23 protein-coding genes are annotated in these 22682 nt (G+C 63.3%); 10 read left to right on the forward strand and 13 right to left on the reverse strand.

Going from position 1 to position 22682, the window contains the following annotated elements; all coding sequences use genetic code 11:
- Nucleotide 1 precedes the first annotated feature (1 nt).
- Genes BM173_RS03655 through trmB form a run of 3 tightly spaced genes read right to left on the reverse strand, consistent with a single transcriptional unit; the run spans nucleotide 2 to nucleotide 2799 of the window.
- Nucleotides 2–658: an SDR family NAD(P)-dependent oxidoreductase gene (locus BM173_RS03655; protein ID WP_090477368.1), complete on the reverse strand. Its 657-nt coding sequence runs from the start codon at nucleotides 656–658 to the stop codon at nucleotides 2–4.
- Between the two features lie 5 nt (nucleotides 659–663).
- The gene (locus BM173_RS03660; RefSeq protein ID WP_090477370.1) at nucleotides 664–2037 is read right to left on the reverse strand and encodes an NAD-dependent succinate-semialdehyde dehydrogenase; all 1374 of its coding nucleotides are present in this window, start codon (nucleotides 2035–2037) and stop codon (nucleotides 664–666) included.
- 60 nt (nucleotides 2038–2097) lie between these two features.
- Nucleotides 2098–2799: a tRNA (guanine(46)-N(7))-methyltransferase TrmB gene (gene trmB / locus BM173_RS03665; RefSeq protein WP_090477372.1), complete on the reverse strand. Its 702-nt coding sequence runs from the start codon at nucleotides 2797–2799 to the stop codon at nucleotides 2098–2100.
- Nucleotides 2800–2899: 100 nt separating this feature from the next.
- Here trmB and BM173_RS03670 point away from each other — a divergent pair, with 100 nt between their 5' ends.
- Nucleotides 2900–3790: a glycosyltransferase family 2 protein gene (locus BM173_RS03670; protein ID WP_177201790.1), complete on the forward strand. Its 891-nt coding sequence runs from the start codon at nucleotides 2900–2902 to the stop codon at nucleotides 3788–3790.
- A 64-nt stretch (nucleotides 3791–3854) separates the two neighbouring features.
- On the opposite strand, the gene ctrA is transcribed toward BM173_RS03670, so the two are convergent.
- From ctrA to lptB, 3 genes are all read right to left on the reverse strand, one after another.
- Nucleotides 3855–4550 (reverse strand): response regulator transcription factor CtrA, encoded by a 696-nt coding sequence (gene ctrA / locus BM173_RS03675; protein WP_090477376.1) that lies wholly within the window; start codon nucleotides 4548–4550, stop codon nucleotides 3855–3857.
- 139 nt (nucleotides 4551–4689) lie between these two features.
- Nucleotides 4690–6144: an RNA polymerase factor sigma-54 gene (gene rpoN / locus BM173_RS03680; protein ID WP_090477378.1), complete on the reverse strand. Its 1455-nt coding sequence runs from the start codon at nucleotides 6142–6144 to the stop codon at nucleotides 4690–4692.
- Nucleotides 6145–6170: 26 nt separating this feature from the next.
- A complete protein-coding gene (lptB, locus tag BM173_RS03685) occupies nucleotides 6171–6941 on the reverse strand; it encodes an LPS export ABC transporter ATP-binding protein (RefSeq protein ID WP_407692144.1) in 771 nt (256 codons plus the stop codon).
- A gap of 219 nt (nucleotides 6942–7160) precedes the next feature.
- Between lptB and BM173_RS03690 the strand changes: the two genes are divergently transcribed.
- The 3 genes from BM173_RS03690 (at nucleotide 7161) to BM173_RS03700 (ending at nucleotide 10331) form a co-directional block, all read left to right on the forward strand.
- On the forward strand, nucleotides 7161–7535 hold the full coding sequence (locus BM173_RS03690) for a hypothetical protein (protein WP_090477382.1): 375 nt from the start codon (nucleotides 7161–7163) through the stop codon (nucleotides 7533–7535).
- 64 nt (nucleotides 7536–7599) lie between these two features.
- Complete coding sequence (locus BM173_RS03695; protein ID WP_090477383.1) at nucleotides 7600–8946, forward strand: TldD/PmbA family protein; 1347 nt, start codon at nucleotides 7600–7602, stop codon at nucleotides 8944–8946.
- Nucleotides 8946–10331 (forward strand): mechanosensitive ion channel family protein, encoded by a 1386-nt coding sequence (locus tag BM173_RS03700; RefSeq protein ID WP_090477386.1) that lies wholly within the window; start codon nucleotides 8946–8948, stop codon nucleotides 10329–10331. Before BM173_RS03695 ends, BM173_RS03700 begins: the two co-directional genes overlap by 1 nt.
- Nucleotide 10332: 1 nt before the next feature.
- On the opposite strand, the gene ppa is transcribed toward BM173_RS03700, so the two are convergent.
- Nucleotides 10333–10866 carry an inorganic diphosphatase gene (gene ppa, locus BM173_RS03705; RefSeq protein WP_090477388.1) on the reverse strand — a complete coding sequence of 178 codons (534 nt, stop codon included), beginning with the start codon at nucleotides 10864–10866 and terminating at the stop codon, nucleotides 10333–10335.
- Between the two features lie 219 nt (nucleotides 10867–11085).
- On the opposite strand from ppa, the gene hisS reads away from it, so the two are divergent.
- The 6 genes from hisS to metK all read left to right on the forward strand — a co-directional run bounded on the left by hisS (nucleotide 11086) and on the right by metK (nucleotide 18039).
- The gene (gene hisS, locus BM173_RS03710) at nucleotides 11086–12321 is read left to right on the forward strand and encodes a histidine--tRNA ligase (protein ID WP_090477390.1); all 1236 of its coding nucleotides are present in this window, start codon (nucleotides 11086–11088) and stop codon (nucleotides 12319–12321) included.
- A 2-nt stretch (nucleotides 12322–12323) separates the two neighbouring features.
- Complete coding sequence (gene prfA, locus BM173_RS03715) at nucleotides 12324–13391, forward strand: peptide chain release factor 1 (protein WP_090477392.1); 1068 nt, start codon at nucleotides 12324–12326, stop codon at nucleotides 13389–13391.
- Between the two features lie 9 nt (nucleotides 13392–13400).
- Nucleotides 13401–14222: a peptide chain release factor N(5)-glutamine methyltransferase gene (prmC, locus tag BM173_RS03720; protein WP_090477394.1), complete on the forward strand. Its 822-nt coding sequence runs from the start codon at nucleotides 13401–13403 to the stop codon at nucleotides 14220–14222.
- A gap of 234 nt (nucleotides 14223–14456) precedes the next feature.
- The gene (locus BM173_RS03725) at nucleotides 14457–15107 is read left to right on the forward strand and encodes a DUF4167 domain-containing protein (protein WP_090477396.1); all 651 of its coding nucleotides are present in this window, start codon (nucleotides 14457–14459) and stop codon (nucleotides 15105–15107) included.
- Between the two features lie 64 nt (nucleotides 15108–15171).
- Nucleotides 15172–16767 carry an apolipoprotein N-acyltransferase gene (gene lnt, locus BM173_RS03730; RefSeq protein ID WP_090477398.1) on the forward strand — a complete coding sequence of 532 codons (1596 nt, stop codon included), beginning with the start codon at nucleotides 15172–15174 and terminating at the stop codon, nucleotides 16765–16767.
- Nucleotides 16768–16800: 33 nt separating this feature from the next.
- Nucleotides 16801–18039: a methionine adenosyltransferase gene (gene metK / locus BM173_RS03735; protein WP_090477400.1), complete on the forward strand. Its 1239-nt coding sequence runs from the start codon at nucleotides 16801–16803 to the stop codon at nucleotides 18037–18039.
- Between the two features lie 59 nt (nucleotides 18040–18098).
- Here metK and BM173_RS03740 read toward each other — a convergent pair whose 3' ends face one another.
- The 6 genes from BM173_RS03740 to BM173_RS03765 form a co-directional block, all read right to left on the reverse strand.
- Nucleotides 18099–18506: a hypothetical protein gene (locus BM173_RS03740; protein WP_090477401.1), complete on the reverse strand. Its 408-nt coding sequence runs from the start codon at nucleotides 18504–18506 to the stop codon at nucleotides 18099–18101.
- A gap of 82 nt (nucleotides 18507–18588) precedes the next feature.
- The gene (locus tag BM173_RS03745; protein WP_090478480.1) at nucleotides 18589–19125 is read right to left on the reverse strand and encodes a GbsR/MarR family transcriptional regulator; all 537 of its coding nucleotides are present in this window, start codon (nucleotides 19123–19125) and stop codon (nucleotides 18589–18591) included.
- An 87-nt stretch (nucleotides 19126–19212) separates the two neighbouring features.
- On the reverse strand, nucleotides 19213–20361 hold the full coding sequence (locus tag BM173_RS03750) for a CaiB/BaiF CoA transferase family protein (protein ID WP_090477403.1): 1149 nt from the start codon (nucleotides 20359–20361) through the stop codon (nucleotides 19213–19215).
- 7 nt (nucleotides 20362–20368) lie between these two features.
- A complete protein-coding gene (locus tag BM173_RS03755) occupies nucleotides 20369–21034 on the reverse strand; it encodes a CoA transferase subunit B (RefSeq protein WP_224803398.1) in 666 nt (221 codons plus the stop codon).
- Nucleotide 21035: 1 nt separating this feature from the next.
- Nucleotides 21036–21941, reverse strand: coding sequence for a 5'-nucleotidase, lipoprotein e(P4) family (locus BM173_RS03760; RefSeq protein ID WP_090477405.1), 906 nt, complete (start codon nucleotides 21939–21941; stop codon nucleotides 21036–21038).
- Nucleotides 21938–22645, reverse strand: a complete 708-nt coding sequence (locus BM173_RS03765) for a CoA transferase subunit A (protein WP_090477407.1) — start codon at nucleotides 22643–22645, stop codon at nucleotides 21938–21940. Before BM173_RS03765 ends, BM173_RS03760 begins: the two co-directional genes overlap by 4 nt.
- Between the last annotated feature and the right edge of the window lie 37 nt (nucleotides 22646–22682).

The following is a 22682-nucleotide window of genomic DNA, read 5'->3' on the forward strand; positions in this document are numbered from 1 at the left end:
CTTAATAAGGCAAGTCCTTGCCGGTGTAGTCGACGTAGCGGAAGCCGCTCTTCCCCGCGGCGCCCTCGACCACATCGGCAAGGCCTTTCACGCTTTCATCGACGGTGATCTTGGCATTGGGGCCGCCCATGTCGGTCTGGACCCAGCCCGGATGCAGCGCGAGCGTGGCAATGCCGCGCGGACCCGCGTCCTGCTCCGAAACGCCCTTGGCCAGCATATTGAGCGCCGCCTTGCTGGTGCGGTAAAGCTCGAACCCGCCCGAGCTGTCTTCGATCGAACCCATGAGCGAGGTCATGAAGGCAAGCGTTCCGCCGTCCGCGATATGCGGCAAGACGGACTTGGCGAGATGCACCGGGCCGAAGGCATTGGTCATCATCACCTCGGCCACCTCGTCCGCAGTCGCATCGACGGCCGACTGGTGTTTCGCGCCGGTGATCCCGGCATTCACGATTACCGCATCGACCTTGGTGTCGAAGCCCTCGAAGGTTTCGGGCTTGGTCACGTCCATCGTCTCGATGCGCACGTCGTCGAGCGCGTGCAGCTCGTGGCTGGTGGAGCGTTCGGTCGCGATGACGTCCCAGCCGCGGCTCTTGAATTCCTTGGCGAGGCCGAGGCCGATGCCGCGCGATGCGCCGACGATGAGGATGGTCTTGCTCATTTCGATTATCCTTCCGCCGGATAGACCAGCGTCTTGAGGTTCATGAATTCATGCAGGCCGTGGTGCGACAATTCGCGCCCGAAGCCCGATTTCTTGATGCCGCCGAAGGGCGCTTCGATCTTGGAGCCATTGACGGCGTTGAAAGTCGTCATGCCCGCTTCGATACGGTTGGCGAAAATCTCGCGCTCTTCGTCGTCATTGGTCCAGACTGCCGAGCCGAGGCCGAAAGGTATGGCGTTGGCGATAGTGATCGCCTCCTCGATGCCCTTCGCCTTGTAGATCTGGCCGACGGGGCCGAAGATTTCGTCGGTCCCGGTCTCGCTCGCGAGCGGCACGTCGGTCAGCAATCCGGCGGTCATCCACGCGCCCTCGCTGTCCAGCTTCTCGCCTCCGAACAGGAGTGTGCAGCCTTCATCCTTCGCCGTGGCGACCTGGTCGAGCACAGTGTCGCGCTGCCCCTCGCTCGACAGCGGGCCGAGCTCGGTATCGTCATCCATCGGATCGCCGAGCTTAACGTCCTTGAGCGCGGCGATGAATTTTTCGGCGAAGGCATCGTGGATGTCGGCATGGACGATGGTGCGCTTGCCGCAGATACAGGACTGGCCGTTATTCTGGATGCGCGCGAAGACCGCGTCCTCCACCGCCTGGTCGAGATCGGCGGACGGCATGACGACGAAAGGATCGCTGCCGCCAAGTTCCAGTACGACCTTTTTCAAATGCTTGCCCGCCTGCTGGGCCACTGCGCTACCCGCGCCTTCGCTGCCGGTCAGTGTAGCGGCGACGATACGCGTGTCGGCAATGACGTCGCCGATGGGATCGGAGGAAACGCACAGGTTCTGGAAGAGGCCTTCCGGCCCGCCAGCCTCGAGCACCAGTTCTTCCATCCGGTGCGCCACGCCCTGCACGATGCTGGCGTGTTTCAGGACGCCGACATTGCCGGCAAGGATGGTCGGCGCAAGGAAGCGCACTACCTGCCAGAAAGGGAAATTCCAGGGCATGACGGCGAGGACCGGGCCCTGCGGCAGCCAGCGGCCTTCTGCGCGTCCGCCGTCCGACAGCTCCCAGAATTCCGATTCCAGCATGGGCGGGCCGGCTTCGGCGAAATAGTGGAACAGGCTGGCGCATTTCTCGACCTCGCCGCGCGCCTGCGTGATCGGCTTGCCCATCTCGGTTACCGCGAGGCGGGCCAGCTCTTCCTTGTTGCTTTCGTAGAGATCGCCGAGGGCGGAGAGCAATTCCACCCGCTGCTCGATCGGGCTCGTGCGCCATTCGCGGTAGGTGCGCGTCGCCGCTTCCAGCTTCGCGTCGATGCCGTTGTCGTCGAGCGTTTCGTAAGTGGCGATGGTTTCGCCGGTGGCGGGGTTGGTCGTGGTAATCAAGCGGGCGCTCCTTTGGGCCTATACCCGTTCAATCGCCGCGCCCCGCCATGCGTTCCGCGCTTATTTGCGGCGGAAGCGGAAGTACCAGACCTCGTGGCCGTAGGTGTTGCGCGCCTTGTGTTCGTAGCGCGTCTCGCACCAGCCGGATGGACGGTTTTCCCAACTCTCGCGTCCGTCGACAAGCCATTCGAATTCATCGGTAAAGCGGCGCATGACCATGAGCGCGTGGCGCAGGTAAACCGGGTGGTCGGTCCCGAACCGGAATTCGCCACCGGGCTTGAGCTTGTCGGCGATCATGCGGACCGGCCCGTCGTTCATCATCCGGCGCTTGGCGTGCTTGTTCTTGGGCCAGGGATCGGGATGGAGGAGGTAGAGCATCGTCAGGCCCCCATCGGGAACGCGGGCCAGCGCCTCCAATGCATCGCCGTGCTGGATACGGACATTGGCAAGGCCGCCGTCACGGATATGGGTCAGCGCCTGCGCCACACCATTAAGGAAGGGCTCGGCCCCGATGAACCCGTGGTCGGGCAAGAGGTCGGCACGATAGGCCAGATGCTCGCCCGCGCCAAAGCCGATCTCGAAATGCAGCGGGCGCTCGAAACCGAACAGGCGCTCGGACGTCACCGGTCCCTCGGCGGGGACGGCGATCTGGGGCAGCAGCTTGTCGACCAGTTCCTGCTGGGCGGCGCGCAGGGGCTTGCCCTGGCTGCGGCCATACAGCCGGTTGAGCGTGGTCGGATCGCCTTCCTTGAATGCTGACATGGGGCGCGGCGCTAAGCCGATTGCGCCCGACTTGTCCAGAGGCAGGCGAGGGCTTGCCGCTTGTAGCGGGCGGGAAACGCACGCTAGGCGTTCAGGCGAAATGGCCGTCACTGCATCCGATCAAACGCATGGTCCGCGCATCGCGGTGCTGATGACGTGCCACAACCGGCGCGAGACGACTCTCGCCTGTCTTCGCGCGCTTGCCGACCAGCCGGAGTTCCGGGACGATGATCTTTTCCTTGTCGATGACGGATCGCAGGACGGAACGGGCAGGGCGGTGCTCGACCTCTTGCCGCAGGCCAATGTCATCGAGGGTGACGGCACGCTGTTCTGGAACGGCGGAATGCGGCTGGCCTGGGAACGGGCGAGCGCGGCGGCCACGGACTACGACTGGTATTTCTGGCTGAACGACGATGTCGAACTCCTTCCGTGCGCGCTGGAGGGCATGCTGACCGATGCCGAGCAATCGCGGGATGAGCGCGGCGCGGTAATCTGCGCAGGAGCAACCCTTGCACGCGGGCCGGAGGGGGAGGTCACTTATGGCGGACATCTCAGGCCTGAACCGCTCCGCAGGCCATTGCGGATGAGACTAGCCACACCCGATGGCGCGCCGCAGAAGATCGACACGATCAGCGGCAATGCGGTGCTGGTGTCGGCAGCGGCTTTCGAGCGTCTCGGCCCGCTCGATCCCATGTTCGAGCATATCTACGGCGACCTCGATTATGGCCTGCGTGCCGGGGCTGCCGGTATCCCTTGCGTGCTTGCGGGCAAGCCGGTCGGCTATTGTGATGCCAATCCGGTCGCGGGAAGTTCGCTCGACCCCGTCTTGTCCAAGTTCGCGAGACTGCGCGCGCGCTGGCGGGAGGCCGGTGCAATCCATGGTCGCGACTGGCGGCGGTTCGTGGCGCGATACAGCAGCTCGCCGATCACCCGCATGGGCCACCGCCTCTCACCCTATCTTCGCATCCTGCTGGACAGGCCGCACCAATAACGAAAAGGCCCGGCATCCCTTGTCGGGGCCGGGCCTTCACTCGCTGTCCAAGCGGTTGATCTTATCAGGCGGCTTCCGCCTCTTCGTTCGGGTCGCGCAGGACGTAGCCGCGGCCCCAGACGGTTTCGATGTAGTTCTCACCGCCGCAAGCATGGCTCAATTTCTTGCGCAGCTTGCAGATGAAGACGTCGATGATTTTGAGTTCGGGTTCGTCCATGCCGCCATAGAGGTGGTTGAGGAACATTTCCTTCGTCAGCGTGGTGCCCTTGCGGAGCGAAAGCAGCTCCAGCATGGCGTATTCCTTGCCGGTCAGGTGGACGCGGGCGCCGTCGACTTCGACGGTTTTCGCATCGAGGTTCACGGCCAGCTTGCCGGTGCGGATGATCGACTGGCTGTGGCCTTTCGAACGACGCACAACGGCGTGGATGCGGGCGATCAGTTCTTCGCGATGGAACGGCTTGGTGACGTAATCGTCTGCGCCGAAACCGAAGCTGCGGATCTTGCTGTCCATTTCGGCAATGCCCGAAAGGATCAGGACCGGGGTCTGCACCTTGGCGACGCGCAGCTTCTTGAGCACGTCATAGCCGTGCATGTCCGGCAGGTTGAGGTCGAGCAGGATGATATCGTAATCATACAGCTTGCCGAGATCCAAACCCTCTTCGCCCAGATCGGTCGAATAGACGTTGAACCCTTCGGTAGTCAGCATGAGCTCGATAGCCTTGGCGGTTGTCGGCTCGTCTTCGATCAGCAGTACACGCATGGGTCTGGTCCCCCCTTGCCCCTGTTTGCGGTAACCCCCTGTAAAGAGGTGTTGCCCGTTGTTAACCACAGCAGGTCTGAACGGAAAAGGTTAACGTGGAGTAAAAAGGGTTAACATTTTTCAGTGTTGCAGATGGGACTCACAATGATTTCAGCTTCTTCTCGCGGCGGCGCTGCGCGGAAGAGCCGATGCCGATGGCCTCGCGGTACTTCGCCACGGTGCGTCGGGCGAGGTCGAAGCCCTCTTCGTTGAGGAGGTCGGCCAGCTTCTGGTCGGACAGGACCTTCTTCGGGTCCTCCCCTTCGCACAGCGCCTTGATGCGCGCCTTGATCGCTTCGCTGCTGGCGCCTTCGCCGTCGGCGGCCGCGACGCCGCTGGAGAAGAAGTATTTCATCTCGAACGTGCCGCGCGGGCAGTGGAGGTATTTGTTGCTCGTCACGCGGCTGACGGTGCTTTCGTGCATCTCGATTTCTTCCGCTACTTCGCGCAGGGTCAGCGGGCGCATCGCGGATACGCCTTCGCGGAAGAAGCCCTCCTGCCGCTTAACGATTTCGCTGGCGGTTTTGAGGATGGTCTTCTGCCGCTGGTCCAAGGCGCGGATCAGCCAGTCGGCCTCGCCCAGCTGTTCATTAAGCCATTTGCGCGAAGCCTTGTCCCGCGCCCCCGATTCCAGTTCCGTGTAATATTCGCGGTTCACCACCAGGCGCGGCAGGCTCGCCTCGTTGATGCGGATCGACCAGCCGGTCTTGCCTTTCGGTGTGACCAGAACGTCGGGTACGACCGCCGCCTCGCTCGCGCCGCCGTACTGGCAGCCCGGCTTGGGATCGTATCCTTTGAGTTCCGCCAGCATGTCCGCGAAATCTTCATCATCGACGTCGCACAACCGCTTCAACCGGGCGATATCGCCATTGGCCAGGAGGTCGAGATTGTCGATCAGCCGCGCCATGCAGGGATCGTAGCGGTCGGCCTCCTTGGCTTGCAGGGCAAGGCATTCGCTGATCGACCGCGCTCCGACGCCGGTGGGATCGAGCGACTGGACGAGCTCCAGTGCGCGCTCGACTTCCGCCAGCGGCGCGCCCAGTTCGTCCGACAGTTGGCGGAGTTCCGCCTGGAGGTAACCGGCGTCGTCCAGCTCGTGGATAATCCGGATCGCTATAAGCGCCTCGCGCGCGTCGTGCGCCTGCGCGCCGACCTGTTCCATCAGGTGCTCGGCCAGCGTAACCCCGTCCGATGTGCGATTTTCGAATTCGGGCATGTCTTCGCCCGAACCGCCGCCGCTGGCCGCCTGCCCCCAATCGCCCATGTCGCCCGGCGCGGCCTCCGGATCGAGCGCATGCTGGGCAATGTCGAGCGCGCCTTCGCCGTCGGGACCCGGCGCGCTGTCATGTTCATCGGGTGATGCCTCGGGGGCGTCCTCTCCGGCCTCGCGCCGCGTTTCCCCGATTTCGAGCAGCGGGTTGCTATCCAGCGCTTCGGCGACGAAGGTTTCGATTTCCAAATTGGACAGCGCCAGCAGCTTGATCGCCTGCTGCAATTGCGGCGTCATCACCAGCGATTGCGTCTGCCGTAGGTCTAGCCTCGGACCGAGCGCCATAAGTCAGCTCCGGGCGCGCGCCGCGATCACAGCGTGAAGTTTTCGCCGAGGTAGAGGCGTTTGACGTTTTCGTCCGCCACCAGTGCCTCGGGCGTTCCGGCGAAGAGCACCTGTCCGCCATAGATGATGCAGGCGCGGTCCACGATTTCCAGCGTCTCGCGCACGTTGTGATCGGTGATGAGTACGCCGATGCCGCGGGTCTTAAGGTCCTTCACGAGATCGCGGATGTCGCTGATCGAGAGCGGGTCGATACCTGCAAAAGGTTCGTCGAGCAGCATGATCGAAGGCTTCGCCGCCAAGGCGCGGGCGATTTCCGCGCGGCGGCGTTCACCGCCCGACAGCGCCATCGCTGGGCTAGAGCGCAGGCGGGTGAGGCCGAATTCGTCCAGCAGACGCTCCAGTTCCGCTTCTCGTGTCGCCGCGTCCGGTTCGACCATTTCGAGTACGCAGTTGATATTCTGCTCGACCGTCATCCCGCGAAAGATGCTGGTTTCCTGCGGCAAGTAGCCTAGTCCCAGGATCGCCCGGCGATACATCGGCAGCTTGGTCACGTCTTCGCCGTCCATCAGGATGCGGCCCGCATCAGGGCGAACGAGGCCCATGATCGAATAGAAGCACGTCGTCTTGCCCGCGCCGTTGGGGCCCAGGAGGCCGAGCACTTCGCCTTTGCCGACCGACAGCGAAATATCGGTCAGGACCGCGCGCTTGTCGTAGCTTTTCGCAATGGAAATGACTTCGAGGCCGCCCTGCGGAATGGGCGGGGCGGCGTCATGCACCGCATCGTTCTCAGGACTCATGGTGAGATCTGCCATGGGCTGGCCATAGCATGCATGGCGTCCCTGAAAACCCCGCGCAGCTTGGGAATCGACGAACTGGCAGGATTTATGCATGGACGTCATAGGGACGTCGTGAAACGCCCCGGGCGAGACGGTCGGGTAATATATCGGAAGCCGCTTGCCAGAGTTTCGCAATTTTGAAACAATGCGAGTCGGAGAGAAAATACGGGGAGACGCCTGATGGGCAAGGCAATCGACGACGCAGCCGCAGCCGAGACGCACGACACGGAACACCACCGCGACCTGCGCCGGGCGATGAGCGACAATGTCGCCTACGCGTTGATCGTCTACACCGCCTTGCAGATTTTCATGACCGTCCACGCTATGAAGCAGGGCGTATCCTCCATCCTTCCCTATCTCGCGCTCGTTGTGCTCGTGGCCGGTATCATTCCCGCCTGCCGCTGGTTCGAGAAGCGCTGGGTCAATCTGTCGGACGCCGAAGCGGCCGATCCCGAAATGACGGGCGCGTTCCGCCGCGACCAGATCATGCTGTGGGCACTGGCGATCGGCCTGCCCGTCCTGCTGACCGGTGCGTTCAAGCTGGCCTTTGCCTGAGCTTGCAGGCGCAGCCTTCGCGCTCTAGCCGGACCCCAACAGGGTTCAGCGGAGTTATTCCTAGATGATCGATACCGAAACCGCGCTGGCGCGCTGCGACGACCTCGTGGCGCTGGCCCGCTCCCTCGGAGCGGATGCGGCCGATGCCGTGGCGCGGGCGGATTCCTCGGAAAGCGTGACCGTCCGCCTGGGCGAACTGGAAGAGGTCGAGCGCACCGAGAGCGAGGAAATCGGCCTGCGCGTTTTCGTGGGCAAGCGCTCCGCCTCGATCCACACCAGCGACTTCGCACCCGAGGGGCTGAAGGCACTGGCCCAGCGCGCGGTCGAAATGGCGCGTCATGCGCCCGAGGACCCCTATGCGGGGTTGGCGGACCGGGATGACCTTTTCTCCGGTGACCTGCCCGATCTCGACCTTTTCGACGATACGAACATCGAACCTGCCGCCTTGCGCGAGGCTGCGCGTGCCACCGAAGAAGCGGCACGGGCAGTCGAAGGCGTCACCAACAGCAATGGTGGTTCGGCCAGCGCCGGCCAGGCGGTGGTTGCACTCGTCACTTCGGAAGGCTTCGCGCGCGGCTACTCCGGAACCGGATTTTCGCTGTCCGCCAATGTCATCGCGGGCGAGGGCAGCGACATGCAGACCGACTATGCTTCGCGCAGCGCCCGTCATTACGCTGACCTGCTTACGCCGGAAGAAATCGGCACGAAGGCGGGCGAGCGGACGGTGGCCAAGGTCAAGCCGGGTTCGGTGCCCAGCGGCAAGATGCCTGTCGTTTTCGATCCGCGCATCGGGGGCGGCCTTCTCGGCCATTTGATCGGCGCGATGGGCGCGCCTGCAATCGCGCGCAAGGCGAGCTTCCTGCTCGGCCGCGAAGACGATGAATTGTTCGACAGCAGCATCCGGATCGTCGAAGATCCCTTGCGCGTGCGGGGCATGCGCTCGCGCCCGTTCGACGGCGAAGGCGTCGCCAGCACACCGCGCGCCTTGGTTGAGAACGGACGGATTTTCGGCTGGCTGAGCAATGTCGCCTCCGCCCGGCAGCTTGGCCTCGGACTGACGGGGCATGCGGCGCGTTCGGGGGGCGGCTCGCCCGGCGTCAGCGCCAGCAACGGCCATCTGGAGGCAGGCGATGTAACTCCGGAGGCACTGATGGCCGATATTGCCGACGGCCTCTATGTCACGGGCCTCTTCGGGCAGGGGGTCAATATGATCACCGGCGATTACAGCCGCGGCGCAACCGGCTTCCGCATCCGCAATGGCGAGATCGCCGGGCCGGTGGCGGAGATCACCATCGCTGGAAACCTGCTGGAGATGTTCCGCGCCATGACGCCTGCAAACGACCTCGAGATGCACAAATCGATCAACGTTCCGACAATCCGCGTTGACGGCATGACGGTGGCTGGCGACTGATGCGCTGGCTCGCCGCCCTTTCACTGGCATTCGCCACGCCTGCCCTCGCGATCCTCCCGTCCGCTCCAGAACCGGCCGCCGAGGAGGCGCCGCCCGAAGCGCCCGAGCAGGAAATCGACGCCACCGTCGATGAAGGGTCGGATGAACGCATTGCGGAGCGTATCGAGGGAATCTTCGCCGAACTGCCTGCCTTCCGACAAGTCGAAGTGGGTGTGAGCTCTGGCGTCGTGACCCTTTCCGGAGTCGTGCCCGACCAGGATGCTATCTCCCGCGCCGAGGCCATAGCCGGGCGCGTGAGCGGTGTGGTCACGGTCGAGAACGACCTTGAACGCGATGTCTCGATCGCCGCCCAGGGCGAAGGGCTCAACGCGCTGGCCGATCGCTGGTCGCAATTTCTCGCCATGTTGCCGCTTATCGGCCTGGCGCTCGCAGTATGGGCAGGCATTGCCCTGGTCGGCTACCTGATCGCAGGCCTCGGCGCGCTGTGGCACAGGATCGCGCCAAACAGCTTCCTTGCCGAGCTTATTGCCAGTGCAATCCGCTTCGTGTTCGTCGTCGGCGGCCTGGTCGTGGCGCTGGACATGATCGGTGCGGCGGCCCTGCTTGGTGCGGTGCTCGGCGGGGCGGGCCTCATCGGTCTCGCTCTCGGTTTTGCGCTACGCGATACGATCGAGAATTACGTCGCCTCGCTCATGCTGAGCCTGCGCCAGCCCTTTCGCGCCAACGACTGGGTGCTGATCGGCGATCTGGAAGGGCGCGTAATCCGCCTCACCAGCCGCGCGACCATCCTTATGACGCTTGATGGCAACCACCTTCGCATTCCCAACAGCCAGGTGTTCAAGGCGGTCATCACCAATTTCACGCGCAACCCGCAGCGCCGCTTCCAGTTCGAGCTGGGCGTCGATGCGGATGACGATGCGCGCGCTGCCCGCAAGCTTGGCCGCGAAGTGCTGGAAGGGCTGGATTTCATCCTGCCCGAACCCGCGCCTGAAGCACGCATCATCGAAGTCGGCGATTCGAACGTGGTGATCCGTTTCCTCGGCTGGATCGACCAGAACGAGACCGATTGGTGGAAGGCGCAGAGCCAGGCCATCCCGGCAGTGAAGGAAGCGCTCGAAGAAGCAGGCTTCGGACTGCCCGAGCCGATCTATCGCCTGCGCTTCGATCCGCGCTCCGCCACCCTGCCGTTCGAGAACCGCGCGGAAGGAACGCGCGAGAAGGAACAGGAAGCGGCAAGCCAGAAGGCGCCCCCGATTACCGTCACCGCAGCCGACGATGACGTGCGGCCTGTCGACGAGATCGTGGAGATGGTCGAGGAAGAACGGCGCCAGACCGGCGGCGAGCAGGACAAGGACCTGCTCGACCACTCACGGCCTGTGGAATGACTTACTTGTCCGCTTCGTAACGTTCGATCGCTTCTTTCACGATCTTGCGCGCTTCGGCGGCATCGCCCCAAGCGCCCACGCGAACCCACTTTTCGGCTTCGAGATCCTTGTAGTGGGTGAAGAAGTGCTCGATCTGCTGGAAGATGATGCTCGGCAGGTCCTTGGTTTCGCCAACGTCCGAATAATACGGGAAGGTGGTGTCGACCGGCACGCAGATCAGCTTTTCATCGCCGCCATGCTCGTCTTCGAGGTTCAGCACGCCGATGGGGCGCGCACGCACGACGCAGCCTGCGATGAAGGGCGAGCGCGCGATGACCAGCGCATCGAGCGGGTCGCCATCCGGGCTGAGCGTGTGCGGCACGAAGCCGTAATTCGCCGGATAGCGCATCGGCGTATGGAGGATGCGGTCGACGAACAGCGCGCCGCTTTCCTTGTCGAATTCGTACTTCACCGGTTCGCCGCCGGTGGGCACTTCGATGATGACATTGAGGCTTTCGGGCGGATTGTCGCCAACGGGGATCATGTCGATGCGCATGGATACTCTTCTTCTAAAAGGTTGCGGCTCCGGCCCACTCCCCCACCCGGCCACCCATGGGATTGTATTCGTTGGGTGGCCGGGTGGGGGAGCGGGCTGACACCGTCCCGCCGCGAGGCGGAAAAGACACTGGCCCCTCTCCCCAGAAAGACTTCGCGGGGCCGATAGCGGCTTGCGAAGCATTGCGGAAGGGGGACGATAGTCCTAATCGCGCCTCCCATGGCAAAAACTCCCCAAGCTATCCGCGGAACGCAGGACATTTTCGGCGCCGATGCAGAAGCCTTCGCCTTCGTGGTCGAGACTTTCGAGCGCGTGCGCAGGCTTTACCGCTTCCGCCGCGTGGAAATGCCGGTCTTCGAGAAGACCGAGGTATTCAGCCGCGCCATCGGCGAGACCACCGATGTGGTGTCGAAGGAAATGTATTCCTTCGAGGACCGCGGCGGCGATTCGCTGACACTGCGCCCGGAATTCACCGCCGGGATCGCGCGTGCCTACCTGTCGAACGGCTGGCAGCAGCACGCCCCGCTCAAGGTCGCGACGCACGGCCCCCTGTTCCGTTACGAGCGGCCGCAGAAGGGCCGTTATCGCCAGTTCCACCAGATCGATGCGGAGATCATCGGCGCGGCAGAACCGCAGGCGGACGTGGAACTGCTGGCCATGGCCGACCAGCTGCTGAAGGAACTCGGCATCGAGGGCGTGACGCTGCACCTCAACACGCTGGGCGATGGCGACAGCCGCGAAGCCTGGCGCGCCGCGCTGGTCGAATACTTCCGCGCCGTGAAGGACGAATTGAGCGAAGATTCGCGGGAACGGCTGGAAAAGAACCCGCTGCGCATCCTCGACAGCAAGGATCGCCGCGACCAGCGCTTCGTTGCCGATGCGCCCAAGATCGACGATTTCCTGACCGAGGAGGCCAAGGCCTTCTTCGAAGCCGTCACCAGCGGTCTCGATGCGGCGGGCGTGAAATGGCAGCGCGCCGAAAGCCTCGTGCGCGGGCTCGACTATTACCGTCACACGGCCTTCGAATTCATTCCCGACGAGGGCAGCGAGGCCGCCGGCAAGCTGGGTAGTCAGAGCACCATCCTCGGCGGCGGCCGCTACGACGGGCTGATGGAAAGCCTGGGTGGCGCGCCGACGCCTGCCGTAGGCTGGGCTGCGGGGATCGAGCGGCTGGCGATGCTGGTGGGGGACAAGGATGAGCCGAACGCCGACGTGGTCGTGGTGGTCGAGAACGACGAACTGATCCAGAGCGCCATTGCTGCGATCGGAAAGATCAGGGCGGCCGGTCACTCTGCCGACCTCATGGCCACTGGCAGCCCTCGCAAGCGTTTCGACAAGGCTGTCAAAGCGGGAGCGGACAAGATCGTCGCATTCGACCTGCGCGACGGTGTTGAACACGTGCGTATCAAGGCCGATGACGGTGCCAAAGACACTATCGAGAAGCTGCTCGACTGATCATGAAAGTCCCCGCCGAACGTCTTGACCAGATCGCCAATCGCTTCGCCGAGCTCGAGGCGCGCATGGCGTCGGGCCAGCTGGAGGGCGACGAGTTCGTCCAGGCAAGCCGCGATTATGCCGAACTGGAACCGGTCGCCAAGGTCGCGGCCGAAGTGAAGGCGGCGCGCGCAGAGATTGCCGAGCTGGAAGAAATGCTCGCCGATCCGGAAATGAAAGCCATGGCCGAGGAGGAGCTCGCCGCGCTGCGCGAGCGCCTTCCGCGAGCCGAACGGCAACTTGCCATCGCCATGCTCCCGCGCGACAGTGCCGACAACAAGCCGGCCATGCTGGAAATCCGGGCCGGGACAGGCGGCGACGAGGCGGCGCTGTTCGCAGGCGATCTTTACCGGATGTACGAACGTTTCGCGGCCGAGCAGGGCTGGAAGGTCGAACCGGTCAGCCTCAGCGCGAGTGAAGTCGGCGGCTTCAAGGAAGTCGTCGCCAATGTCACGGGCGCCGGCGTCTTTGCGAAACTGAAGTTCGAAAGCGGGGTCCACCGGGTCCAGCGCGTGCCCGAAACCGAAAGCGGCGGGCGGATACATACCTCGGCGGCCACCGTGGCCGTGCTGCCTGAACCCGACGAGGTCGATGTGCAGATCGATCCGACCGAGCTCAAGATCGACACCTACCGCGCCAGCGGCGCAGGCGGCCAGCACGTCAACACCACCGATAGCGCGATCCGTATCACCCACTTGCCGACCGGAACGGTTGTCACCTGCCAGGACGGGCGCAGCCAGCACAAGAACAAGGAAAAGGCGCTGCAGGTCCTGCGCACGCGCCTCTACGATGCCCAGCGCGAAGCGACGCAGGGTGCCGAGGCGGAAGCGCGCAAGGCCATGGTCGGCAGCGGAGACCGGTCCGAACGCATCCGCACCTACAATTTCCCGCAAGGCCGCGTGACCGATCACCGCATCGGCCTGACCTTGCAGAAGCTGCCCCAGATCATCGCCGGGCCGGGCCTAGGCGAACTGATCGATGCGCTGATCGCGGAAGACGAAGCCAAGCGTCTCGCCGCCCTCAATGATTGAGCGCGCGCGATGACGGTCGCCGATGCGATCCGCCAAGCGGCGGAACGGCTGTCCGCAACCAGCGACACTGCTAGGCTCGATGCCGAATTGCTGATGGCGCATGCGCTGGGCGTCTCGCGCTCTCGCATGCTCGTCACGCTGATGCGCGAGGACGAACCTCCTTCGTTCGACGGTCTCGTCGCAAGGCGCATCGCACGCGAACCGGTTGCCTACATCACAGGATTGCAGGAATTTCTCGGGCTGCAGTTTCTCGTCACGCCGGACACGCTGATCCCGCGCGGCGATAGCGAGACAATCGTCGAGGCGGCGCTGGAAGTGGCGCCGGACGCGCGGCGCGTGCTCGATATGGGGACGGGGACGGGCGCCCTGCTGCTCGCCGTGCTCCACGAGCTGCCTGAGGCGAGCGGGGTCGGTATCGATGCCTCGGCGGCTGCGACGGAAATTGCGCAAGAGAACGGGGAGCGCCTCGGCCTTGCGGAACGCGCACAATTCCTGACACGTAGCTGGCTGGATGCCGGTTGGTCGGAAGGATTGGGCCAATTCGACCTCATCCTCTGCAATCCGCCCTACGTCGAAGAGGATGCCTCCCTCGACCCGGATGTGCGCAATTACGAACCCGCCAGCGCCCTGTTTGCCGGTGCAGAGGGGCTTGACGACTATCGCGTGATTATTCCGCAGCTTGGCAAGCTGATTATTGCAGGCGGTGCGGCAGTGCTCGAAATCGGCGCAAATCAGGCCGCGCAGGTCTCCGCCATCGCGCACGACTCGGGCTTCGCAATCGAGCTTCGCAGGGACCTCGCTGACCGTCCGAGAGCACTTATCCTTAGATAAGGCTTGGCAAAGGCGATTCGAGGCTCTAAATCTGGCCATAGGCCAGTGGTGTGCGGGTAACTTCGCCCCACCGGTTCTAGCTCCGACATTGCAGTTCTGGTGCGAGGCATTCGGCCCCGTATACCATGCACGAAAAGGGGCACGCACGACGTCAGGAGGCGTCTTGTGCGCAAGGGGATTCGCGGCAGTTGCGGGCTTTGCCTCGTGCCGCGCCATTGATGAGGACGAGTATCCTTGAACAATAATCGTAATAACCGTCGTCGCGGTCGCGGCAATCGCAACCAGGGCGGTGCCAATTCGGCGAACCGGATCGACAGTCGCGCGCGCGGCAACGCTCCGCAGCTGCTCGACAAGTACAAGAAGCTTGCCCAGGACGCCCAGCACAATGGCGACCGCGTGCAGGCCGAACACTATCTGCAGTTTGCCGACCACTATTTCCGCGTGATCGCGGACAACAAGGCACGCCAGGAAGAAGCCAAGGCGAAGCGCAACGAAGAGCGCGGAGGCAATTCTTCCGATGACGAGGATGATGACGACGACGGCGATGATCGCCGCCAGAACCGCCGTCAGCGCTCGCGTCGCGACGATGGCCAGGACCAGTCGGGTGGCCGCCAACGCAAGTCGCGCGACAATTCCGGCGATGACGACGACGGTTCGGACAACTCGTTCCGCAGCGACGACGGCGAAGACAAGCCGAAGAAGCGCCGCGCCCCCCGCAAGGCTCCGAAGAGCATCGAGGGAGAGCAGGGCGTAGAAGGCGAGATCGACGCAGCCGCCCTGCCGCCTGCGATCGGTTCGAACGACGATGACGGTGACGACAAGCCCGCACCGCGTCGCCGTCGCCGCAAGGCCGAAGACACCGACGCGGAAAGCGCTGTCGGCTGAGGCTGGCCATTACGGCTGACGCTTTCGATTGCCATTGCCGCGCCCGTTGTTAACAGGCGTGGCAATGGATCGCATTTCCGACTTCCTTGACCGGCATCCGTACTGGAGCGTGCTTTCGCTTGGGCTGGTGTCGGCACTCGGGTATCCGCCGCTCGGCCTATGGCCACTTGCGCTAGCAGGGATGGCCGGTTTCGTCTGGCTGCTCCACCGACTGACGAGCGCCAAGGGCGCTTTCTGTGCGGGATGGCTGTTCGGGGTCGCGCATTTCACCCTCACGAACAACTGGATCGCGACGGCCTTCACCTACCAAGCGGAAATGCCCGCCTGGCTCGGCTGGCTCGCCGTCCCGCTCCTCTCGCTCTACCTCGCGATCTGGCCTGCCCTGGCAAGCTGGGGCGCATGGATGCTCTGCGGCAGGCATAAGTTACCCGTCTTTTCATTGGCTTTCGGGGGGCTGTGGATCGCTGCGGAATGGTTCAAGAGCTGGGTCTTCACCGGCTATGCTTGGGGACCATTTTCGATGGCATTCCTGGGGGATTGGACGCGCCCCGGCCTGGCGCGCCTGCTGCCTATTACCGGCACTTACGCACTGTCGGGATTGCTGGTCGCTCTTGCCGGAGTGCTCGCCTGGCTGGTTGCCGCACGGCACCGGAGGGCGCTTGGCATCGTCGGCGTTCTGCTCATCCTTGGCATGCTCTGGCCTGCGGGAACGGCTCGTGAAGGGACACTCGCCCTCACGCTCGTGCAGCCCAATCTCAAGCAGGAAGAGATTGACGATCCGACCAAGTTCGAGGACCAGTTCCAGCAGATAGCATCGCTTAGCCAAAAGCGGCGTGAAGTGGACAGGAGGCTGATCCTGTGGCCCGAAAGCGGCGTGCCCGACTATTTGCGCGAGGGGTATCCGCAGCGCTATTACGACCGGATGACAGCGGGAGGCGACCCGGCCTTCGCCCGCTTCCGTATCGGCCAGGCGATCGGCGATGGCGGGTTGCTACTGACAGGTGCGGTCGATCTGGAAATCGGCGAGGTCGAGGGATACCGCAGGGCGACTGGAGCCTACAATGCGATCACGCCGATCACGGCCGACGGGCTGATCGGACCGCGATATGCGAAGGCCCACCTCGTCCCCTATGGCGAATACCTCCCGATGCGCGCTTTGCTGGAGCCGCTCGGTCTGACCAGGCTGGTCGCGGGCAGTATCGACTTCATCCCCGGGCCCGGACCTCAGACGGTCGATCTGAAACAATACGGCAAGGCGGGCATGCAGATCTGCTACGAAATCGTCTTTTCCGGCGAGGTCGTCGATCGGGAGGAGCGCCCGGACTATATCTTCAATCCCTCGAACGACGGCTGGTTCGGAAGCTGGGGCCCGCCGCAACACCTCGCACAAGCGCGGATGAGGGCAATAGAGGAAGGCCTGCCGGTGCTTCGCTCCACCACGACAGGGATCAGCGCCGTGATCGACGCGCGCGGCGTCGTGCGCAGCCATATCGGCCGGGGCGAGGCCGACCGGATCGACACCATGGTGCCTCCGCCTTCGGGCGCGACCCTGTTCTCGCTCTTCGGCCACTGGCTGACACTTATCTGGTCAATGGTTCTTTTCGCCTGTTCTTTGGTTGCCATGCGCGTGCGAGACCGTTACGTGTCGGGTCACACATAAAGCTTTCTTTATATCTCTATTTCCGGGGTCTCAATGCGCACTGATTACCTGTTCACTTCCGAAAGCGTTTCGGAAGGCCATCCAGACAAGGTTTCCGACCAGATCTCCGACGCCATCGTCGACCTCATGCTGGCCAAGGATCCGGAAGCTCGCGTGGCGTGCGAAACCATGACCACCACCCAGCGGGTCATCCTGTCGGGCGAAATCCGTTGCGCACCGATGTATGATGCCGCCAACCCCGAATGGGCAGAGAACGGCGGCTGGGCGCCGGGCGCAAAGGAAGAGATCGAGAAGGCTGTCCGCCGTACCGTGCGCGAAATCGGTTACGAGCAGGAAGGCTTCCACTGGCAGACGCTGACCTTCGAAAACCATCTTCACGGCCAGTCCTCGGAAATTGCGCAGGGCGTCGATGCCAGCGGCAACAAGGACGAGGGCGCTGGCGACCAGGGCATCATGTTCGGCTTTGCCTGTAACGAAACGCCCGATCTGATGCCGGCTACCCTCGACTACAGTCACAAGATCCTCGAGCGTCTCGCCGCAGATCGCAAGAGCGGGGCCGCGCCGTTCCTCGAACCGGACGCGAAGAGCCAGGTCACCCTGCGTTACGAAAACGGCGTTCCCAAGGAATGCACTGCTATCGTGGTCTCTTCTCAGCACGCGAGGGGCTATCACGAGGGCGAAAAGGAAGCCGAACTGAAGTCCTATGTCCGCGGCGTCGTTGCCGACATCCTGCCCGAAGGCTGGCTGTCCGACGACACGCAATGGCATATCAACCCCACCGGCGCTTTCGAAATCGGTGGTCCTGATGGCGACGCCGGTCTCACTGGCCGCAAGATCATCGTCGACACCTATGGTGGCGCGGCTCCGCATGGCGGCGGCGCCTTCAGTGGCAAGGACCCGACCAAGGTCGACCGTTCCGCCGCTTACATCGCGCGCTACCTTGCCAAGAATATCGTCGCGGCAGGCCTCGCGCGTCGCTGCACGATCCAGCTTGCCTATGCGATCGGCGTATCGAAGCCGCTGTCGCTCTATGTCGACACGCACGGCACTTGTGCCGATGGCGTTACCGACGAAGCGCTGGAAAATGCGATCGCATCGATCGAGAAACTGGGCGGCCTGACCCCGCGCGGCATTCGCATGCATCTGGGCCTCAACAAGCCGATCTATCGCCAGAGCGCCGCCTACGGGCATTTCGGGCGGCAGGCTGACGGCGATGCCTTCCCGTGGGAGCGCACCGATCTGATCGACGATCTGAAGGCCGCGCTGGCCTGATTTGAAACGAGAAAGGGCGGCCCTCTACAGGCCGCCCTTTTTCTTGCAGTCGAACCGCTTCAGCCGAGCTTGACGCCTTGGGGCTGCGGTTCGCGCTGGTTGCCATAGTCGTCTTCGCGCAGCCATTGGCCGACCTTGCGCCCGAACTTGGCGACGGCATTCATGTTGAAGAAGTGCATGAATCCGAGCGCGACGACCACGAGGCCTATTTTCGTCGAGAGAAATTCGAGCACCTCTGCCGCGCCTTGGGGCTCGCTGCCGAAACGCAGCGTCAGCAAGATCCATCCCAGGTTGACGAGATAGAAGCCGACAACGAGCAGGTGGTTCGTCGAGTGCGCGAGATTATCGTCGTGTCCGAAGCATTCCTTGAGGAAGACGATCCCGTTCTTCGACAGCGTGCGCGCGACCCAGATCGTGAGGCCGATGCTGATAACGAGATAGGCGACATATGCTGGAACGAGGTACATGAGGTTTCTCCTCTAATTTCTGAAATTTGAGAAATCGCTATTTACAGCACTTCGATGACGCTCCTTTTCGCTGGTTTAGGGATCAGGTCTTGGTCTTGCCGTCCGGCAGGAGACGCGCCACGCGGCTGCCGAGTTTCATCAAGGTCACAAGGGTCGATTTGGGCAGGCGCCGGACGTCGGCATACCAGCCTGCAAGATTGCCGATGAATTCGTGCATCCGGCCGACACGTTCGCGCAGGTGCTCGGGCACGTGCTCCCGCTTGGCCAGGCTTTCGGACAGCTCGCCCAATAGCTGGATCGTCGGATCGATCTCGCGCCGCTTGCGCTCGGCCGTGATCTTCATGAGCATGTCCCACAGATCGCTTTCCGCGACAAAGTGGTCGCGCCGGTCACCCTCGACGTGGACGCGGCGCACGATCTGGTAGGATTGAAGTTCCTTCAGGCCATTCGAGACATTCGAACGGGCGAGGCCTAGCTTGTCACAGATATCCTCCGCGTGGCGCGGGCGATCTGACAGATAGAGCAGGGCGTGGATCTGCGCGACCGAGCGGTTGACGCCCCATTCGCTGCCCATCTCACCCCAATGGAGGATAAATGCGCGCGCTTCGGGGATTTCCATGATCTCGGCCACGACTCGGCTCCTTTTGTGATTTCTGTAATTACAGAAATTACGGGTGACGTCAATAAGGGGTGCAAGATCTACGGATCAGCTGGCGTTGTGCTCGCCCTTCGCAGGGGAGGGACAATCAAGCGTCATCTCGGCATCCGAGAAGGAGAACGGACTGCGAAGGCCGGGTACGCCCTCTGGCGAAATCTGCATTCCGCGCGCCCGTACCTGAGGGTCTGCAAACACCTGGTCGAGCGTATTGATGGGGCCCGCAGGCACGCCCTTCTCGGCACAAGCGGCAAGCAGGTCTTCGCGTGACCACTTGGCGGTTTCGCCCGCGATGAGGCCATCGATTTCCGCGCGATTTGCGACCCGCCCCTCATTGGTTGCGAAACGCGTGTCTTCCAGCAGGTCGGGCCGGTCGAGCAGCGCCAGCAGCTTGCGGAAGAGCGCATCGTTGGCGGGAGCCAGAACGACGGGTCCGTCCTTTGTCGGAAAGACCCCATACGCACTGACCTGTGCATGGGCATTGCCCATGCGCGGCGGATTCTGGCCGGTCGCGAAATAGCTCATCGCCTGGTTTGCCAAGAGGGCGACCGAACAATCCAGCAGGCTCATGTCGATCCGCTGGCCCTTGCCGGTGCGATGCCGCATCAAAAGTGCCGACTGCACCGCATTGGCCGACCAGAGCCCGCAGGCCAGATCGCTGATCGAGACCCCGTGCTTCATCGGATAGCCATCCGGTTCGCCGGTAAGGGACATGAACCCGCTCATCGCCTGGATAACAAAATCATATCCCGGCTCGTCACGGCGCGGGCCATCCTGGCCGAACCCCGTGATCGAACAATAGACCAGCGCCGGGTTCGCCTCCGCTAGCGAAGCATAGTCGAGGCCGAACTTGGCGAGCGCACCGGGCTTGAAATTCTCGAGCACGACGTCCGCCCCGGCAGCCAGCGTCTTGATCGCGGCCAGGTCATCTGCGTCGCGGAAATTCGCCACGATCCCGCGCTTGCCGCGATTGCAGCCATGATAATAGGCCGCTGTCTTCTCGCCTCCGTGCTCGATCCAAGGCGGCCCCCAGATGCGCGTATTGTCGCCTTCCGGGCTCTCGACCTTGATGACGTCTGCACCCAGATCGGCAAGGATCTGTCCCGCCCAGGGGCCCGCCAGCACACGCGCCAGCTCGAGCACCTTCAACCCCGCGAGCGGAGCATTCTCGTTGCGTGGATTGTCGAGCCAGTCGGCCATGGCGGCGTCAGCCCAGGGCGACCTCGTAATGGGCGGTCGTCTTGGCGGCGATGTCTTCCTCGCTCACGCCGGGGGCCAGTTCGATCAGCCGGAACGGGCTTTCATGGTCGGATCGCTTGAACACCCCGAGGTTGGTGATGATCATGTCGACCACGTTCTGGCCGGTCAGCGGCAAGGTGCATTCCGGGATGAACTTGGGATCGCCCGCCTTGCTGTTGTGATCCATGACCACGATGATCTTCTTCACGCCCGCGACGAGATCCATCGCGCCGCCCATTCCCTTGATCATCTTGCCGGGGATCATCCAGTTGGCGATGTCGCCGTTTTCGGCCACTTCCATCGCGCCAAGAACGGTCAGGTCGATATGGCCGCCGCGGATCATCGCAAAGCTGGCAGCGCTGTCGAAATAGGCGCTGTGCGGCAATTCGCTGATTGTCTGCTTGCCCGCGTTGATGAGGTCGGCGTCTTCTTCGCCTGCATAGGGGAAGGGCCCGATGCCGAGCATGCCGTTCTCGCTCTGCAGGGTGACGTGCATGCCATCGGGAATGTGGTTCGCCACCAGCGTCGGAATGCCGATGCCGAGGTTCACGTAATAGCCGTCTTCCAGCTCCTGCGCGGCGCGGGCAGCCATCTGGTCGCGGTCCCAGCCGATCTTTTCTGCTGTCTCGCTCATATCAATTGCCTTCATTCATGATTGCCGGGGCGTCGGAGGGTACGGTTTCGGGCGACCAGCGGGTGCCTTCGGGGAAGACCTGCTCCACCGTGCCTTTCAGCGAATATCCGTAGACGGGGTTGGGCAGGACGAACCAGCCATTGCCCCACAGTTGCGCAAGATCGCCACGTGCAGCCAGTTCGCGGCGCTCGAGCGGGGTGCGCGCATCGTCGTTGAAGACGTCGGCGAAGTCGCCAAGATTGTCCCCGGCCAGTGCCACAACGCAATAGCGCTCCGCGATGAGAGCGCGGCGCCCATCCTTGTCGCCGCTGTTCACGCCGTCGTCGCCGCGCAGGAACAGCGTGTCGCGGTGGACCGCCTCGCCAAGGCCTGCGGCCGCGATCGCGCGCGCGGCGCCTTCGGGACTGAATTCGCGATTGGTGTTGAAGACCGGGGTGATGCCCGCTTCGCGAAGGCGGCGGATGCCCGTGACCGCGCCGGGGACGGGGCGGATATAGCTGGCGCCCGTCTTCTCCCACTTTTCCCAGCTTTCCTTGGAGAAGGAATTGCCGGTGACGGTCGTCCAGTATTCATACCCCTGGTTCAGGATGACGGTCTCGTCGACGTCGAAGACGACTGCCAGCGGCTTCCAGCTTTCGCCCAGCGCACAGCTTGCAGGTCCTGCGATCTTGCCGCCGATGCCCATGGTGACCGACTGCGGGGTGCGGCGCTCACGCGAACGGGCGATCGCGTAGTCGGCGATATTGCGCCACGCCTGGATGGAGGCACCGGCGGCTTCGCCGGAGCCGTAGAGCCATTGCATCGTGTCGGGCGCATCGGCCGAGGCGACCGGCGCTTGCGGAGCGGGGGTGGTGGCGCAACCGGCCAGCGCAAGCGCCGCAATCGAGGTCATGATTGTGCGCATCATGCTTCGGCCCTCTCACGCGTCGTCACGAATTCGATCTTCTTGTCGTAGGGTGCTCCCACGATCATGCGCTGGACGTAGACGCCAGGCAGGTGGATGCAGTCGGGATCGAGGCTGCCGGTCGGCACAATCTCTTCGACCTCAACCACGCAGGTCTTGCCGCAGGTCGCGGCGGGCAGGTTGAAGTTACGCGCTGTCTTGCGGAAAACGAGGTTGCCCGTTTCGTCCGCCTTCCATGCCTTGACGATGGCGAGATCGGCGAAGATCCCGCGTTCGAGGATGTAATCCTCCCCGTCGAAAGTCTTTACTTCCTTGCCCTCGGCGACCTGCGTGCCAACGCCCGTCTTGGTGTAGAAACCCGGGATGCCAGCGCCGCCGGCGCGCATGCGTTCTGCCAGGGTGCCCTGGGGGCAGAACTCGACCTCCAGTTCGCCGGAGAGGAATTGACGCTCGAATTCCTTGTTCTCTCCCACGTAGGAAGAGATCATCTTCTTCACCTGCTGCGTGCGTAGCAGCATGCCGATGCCTTCATTGTCGATGCCGGCATTGTTGCTGGCGAAGGTCAGACCCTTCACGCCGCTCTCGCGGATCGCCGCGAGCAGTCGCTCGGGTATGCCGCATAGGCCGAAACCGCCGCTGGCAATCAACATGTCGTCCTTGAGAAGCCCGTCGAGGGCCGAGGCGGCGTCTGGGTAGAGTTTCTTCATGCATCGCCATCTAACCGCTTCATCCGACAGTGTCACG

Origin of the sequence: Qipengyuania nanhaisediminis, from assembly GCF_900115585.1 — a bacterium.
In the GTDB taxonomy this organism is placed as follows: domain Bacteria; phylum Pseudomonadota; class Alphaproteobacteria; order Sphingomonadales; family Sphingomonadaceae; genus Qipengyuania; species Qipengyuania nanhaisediminis.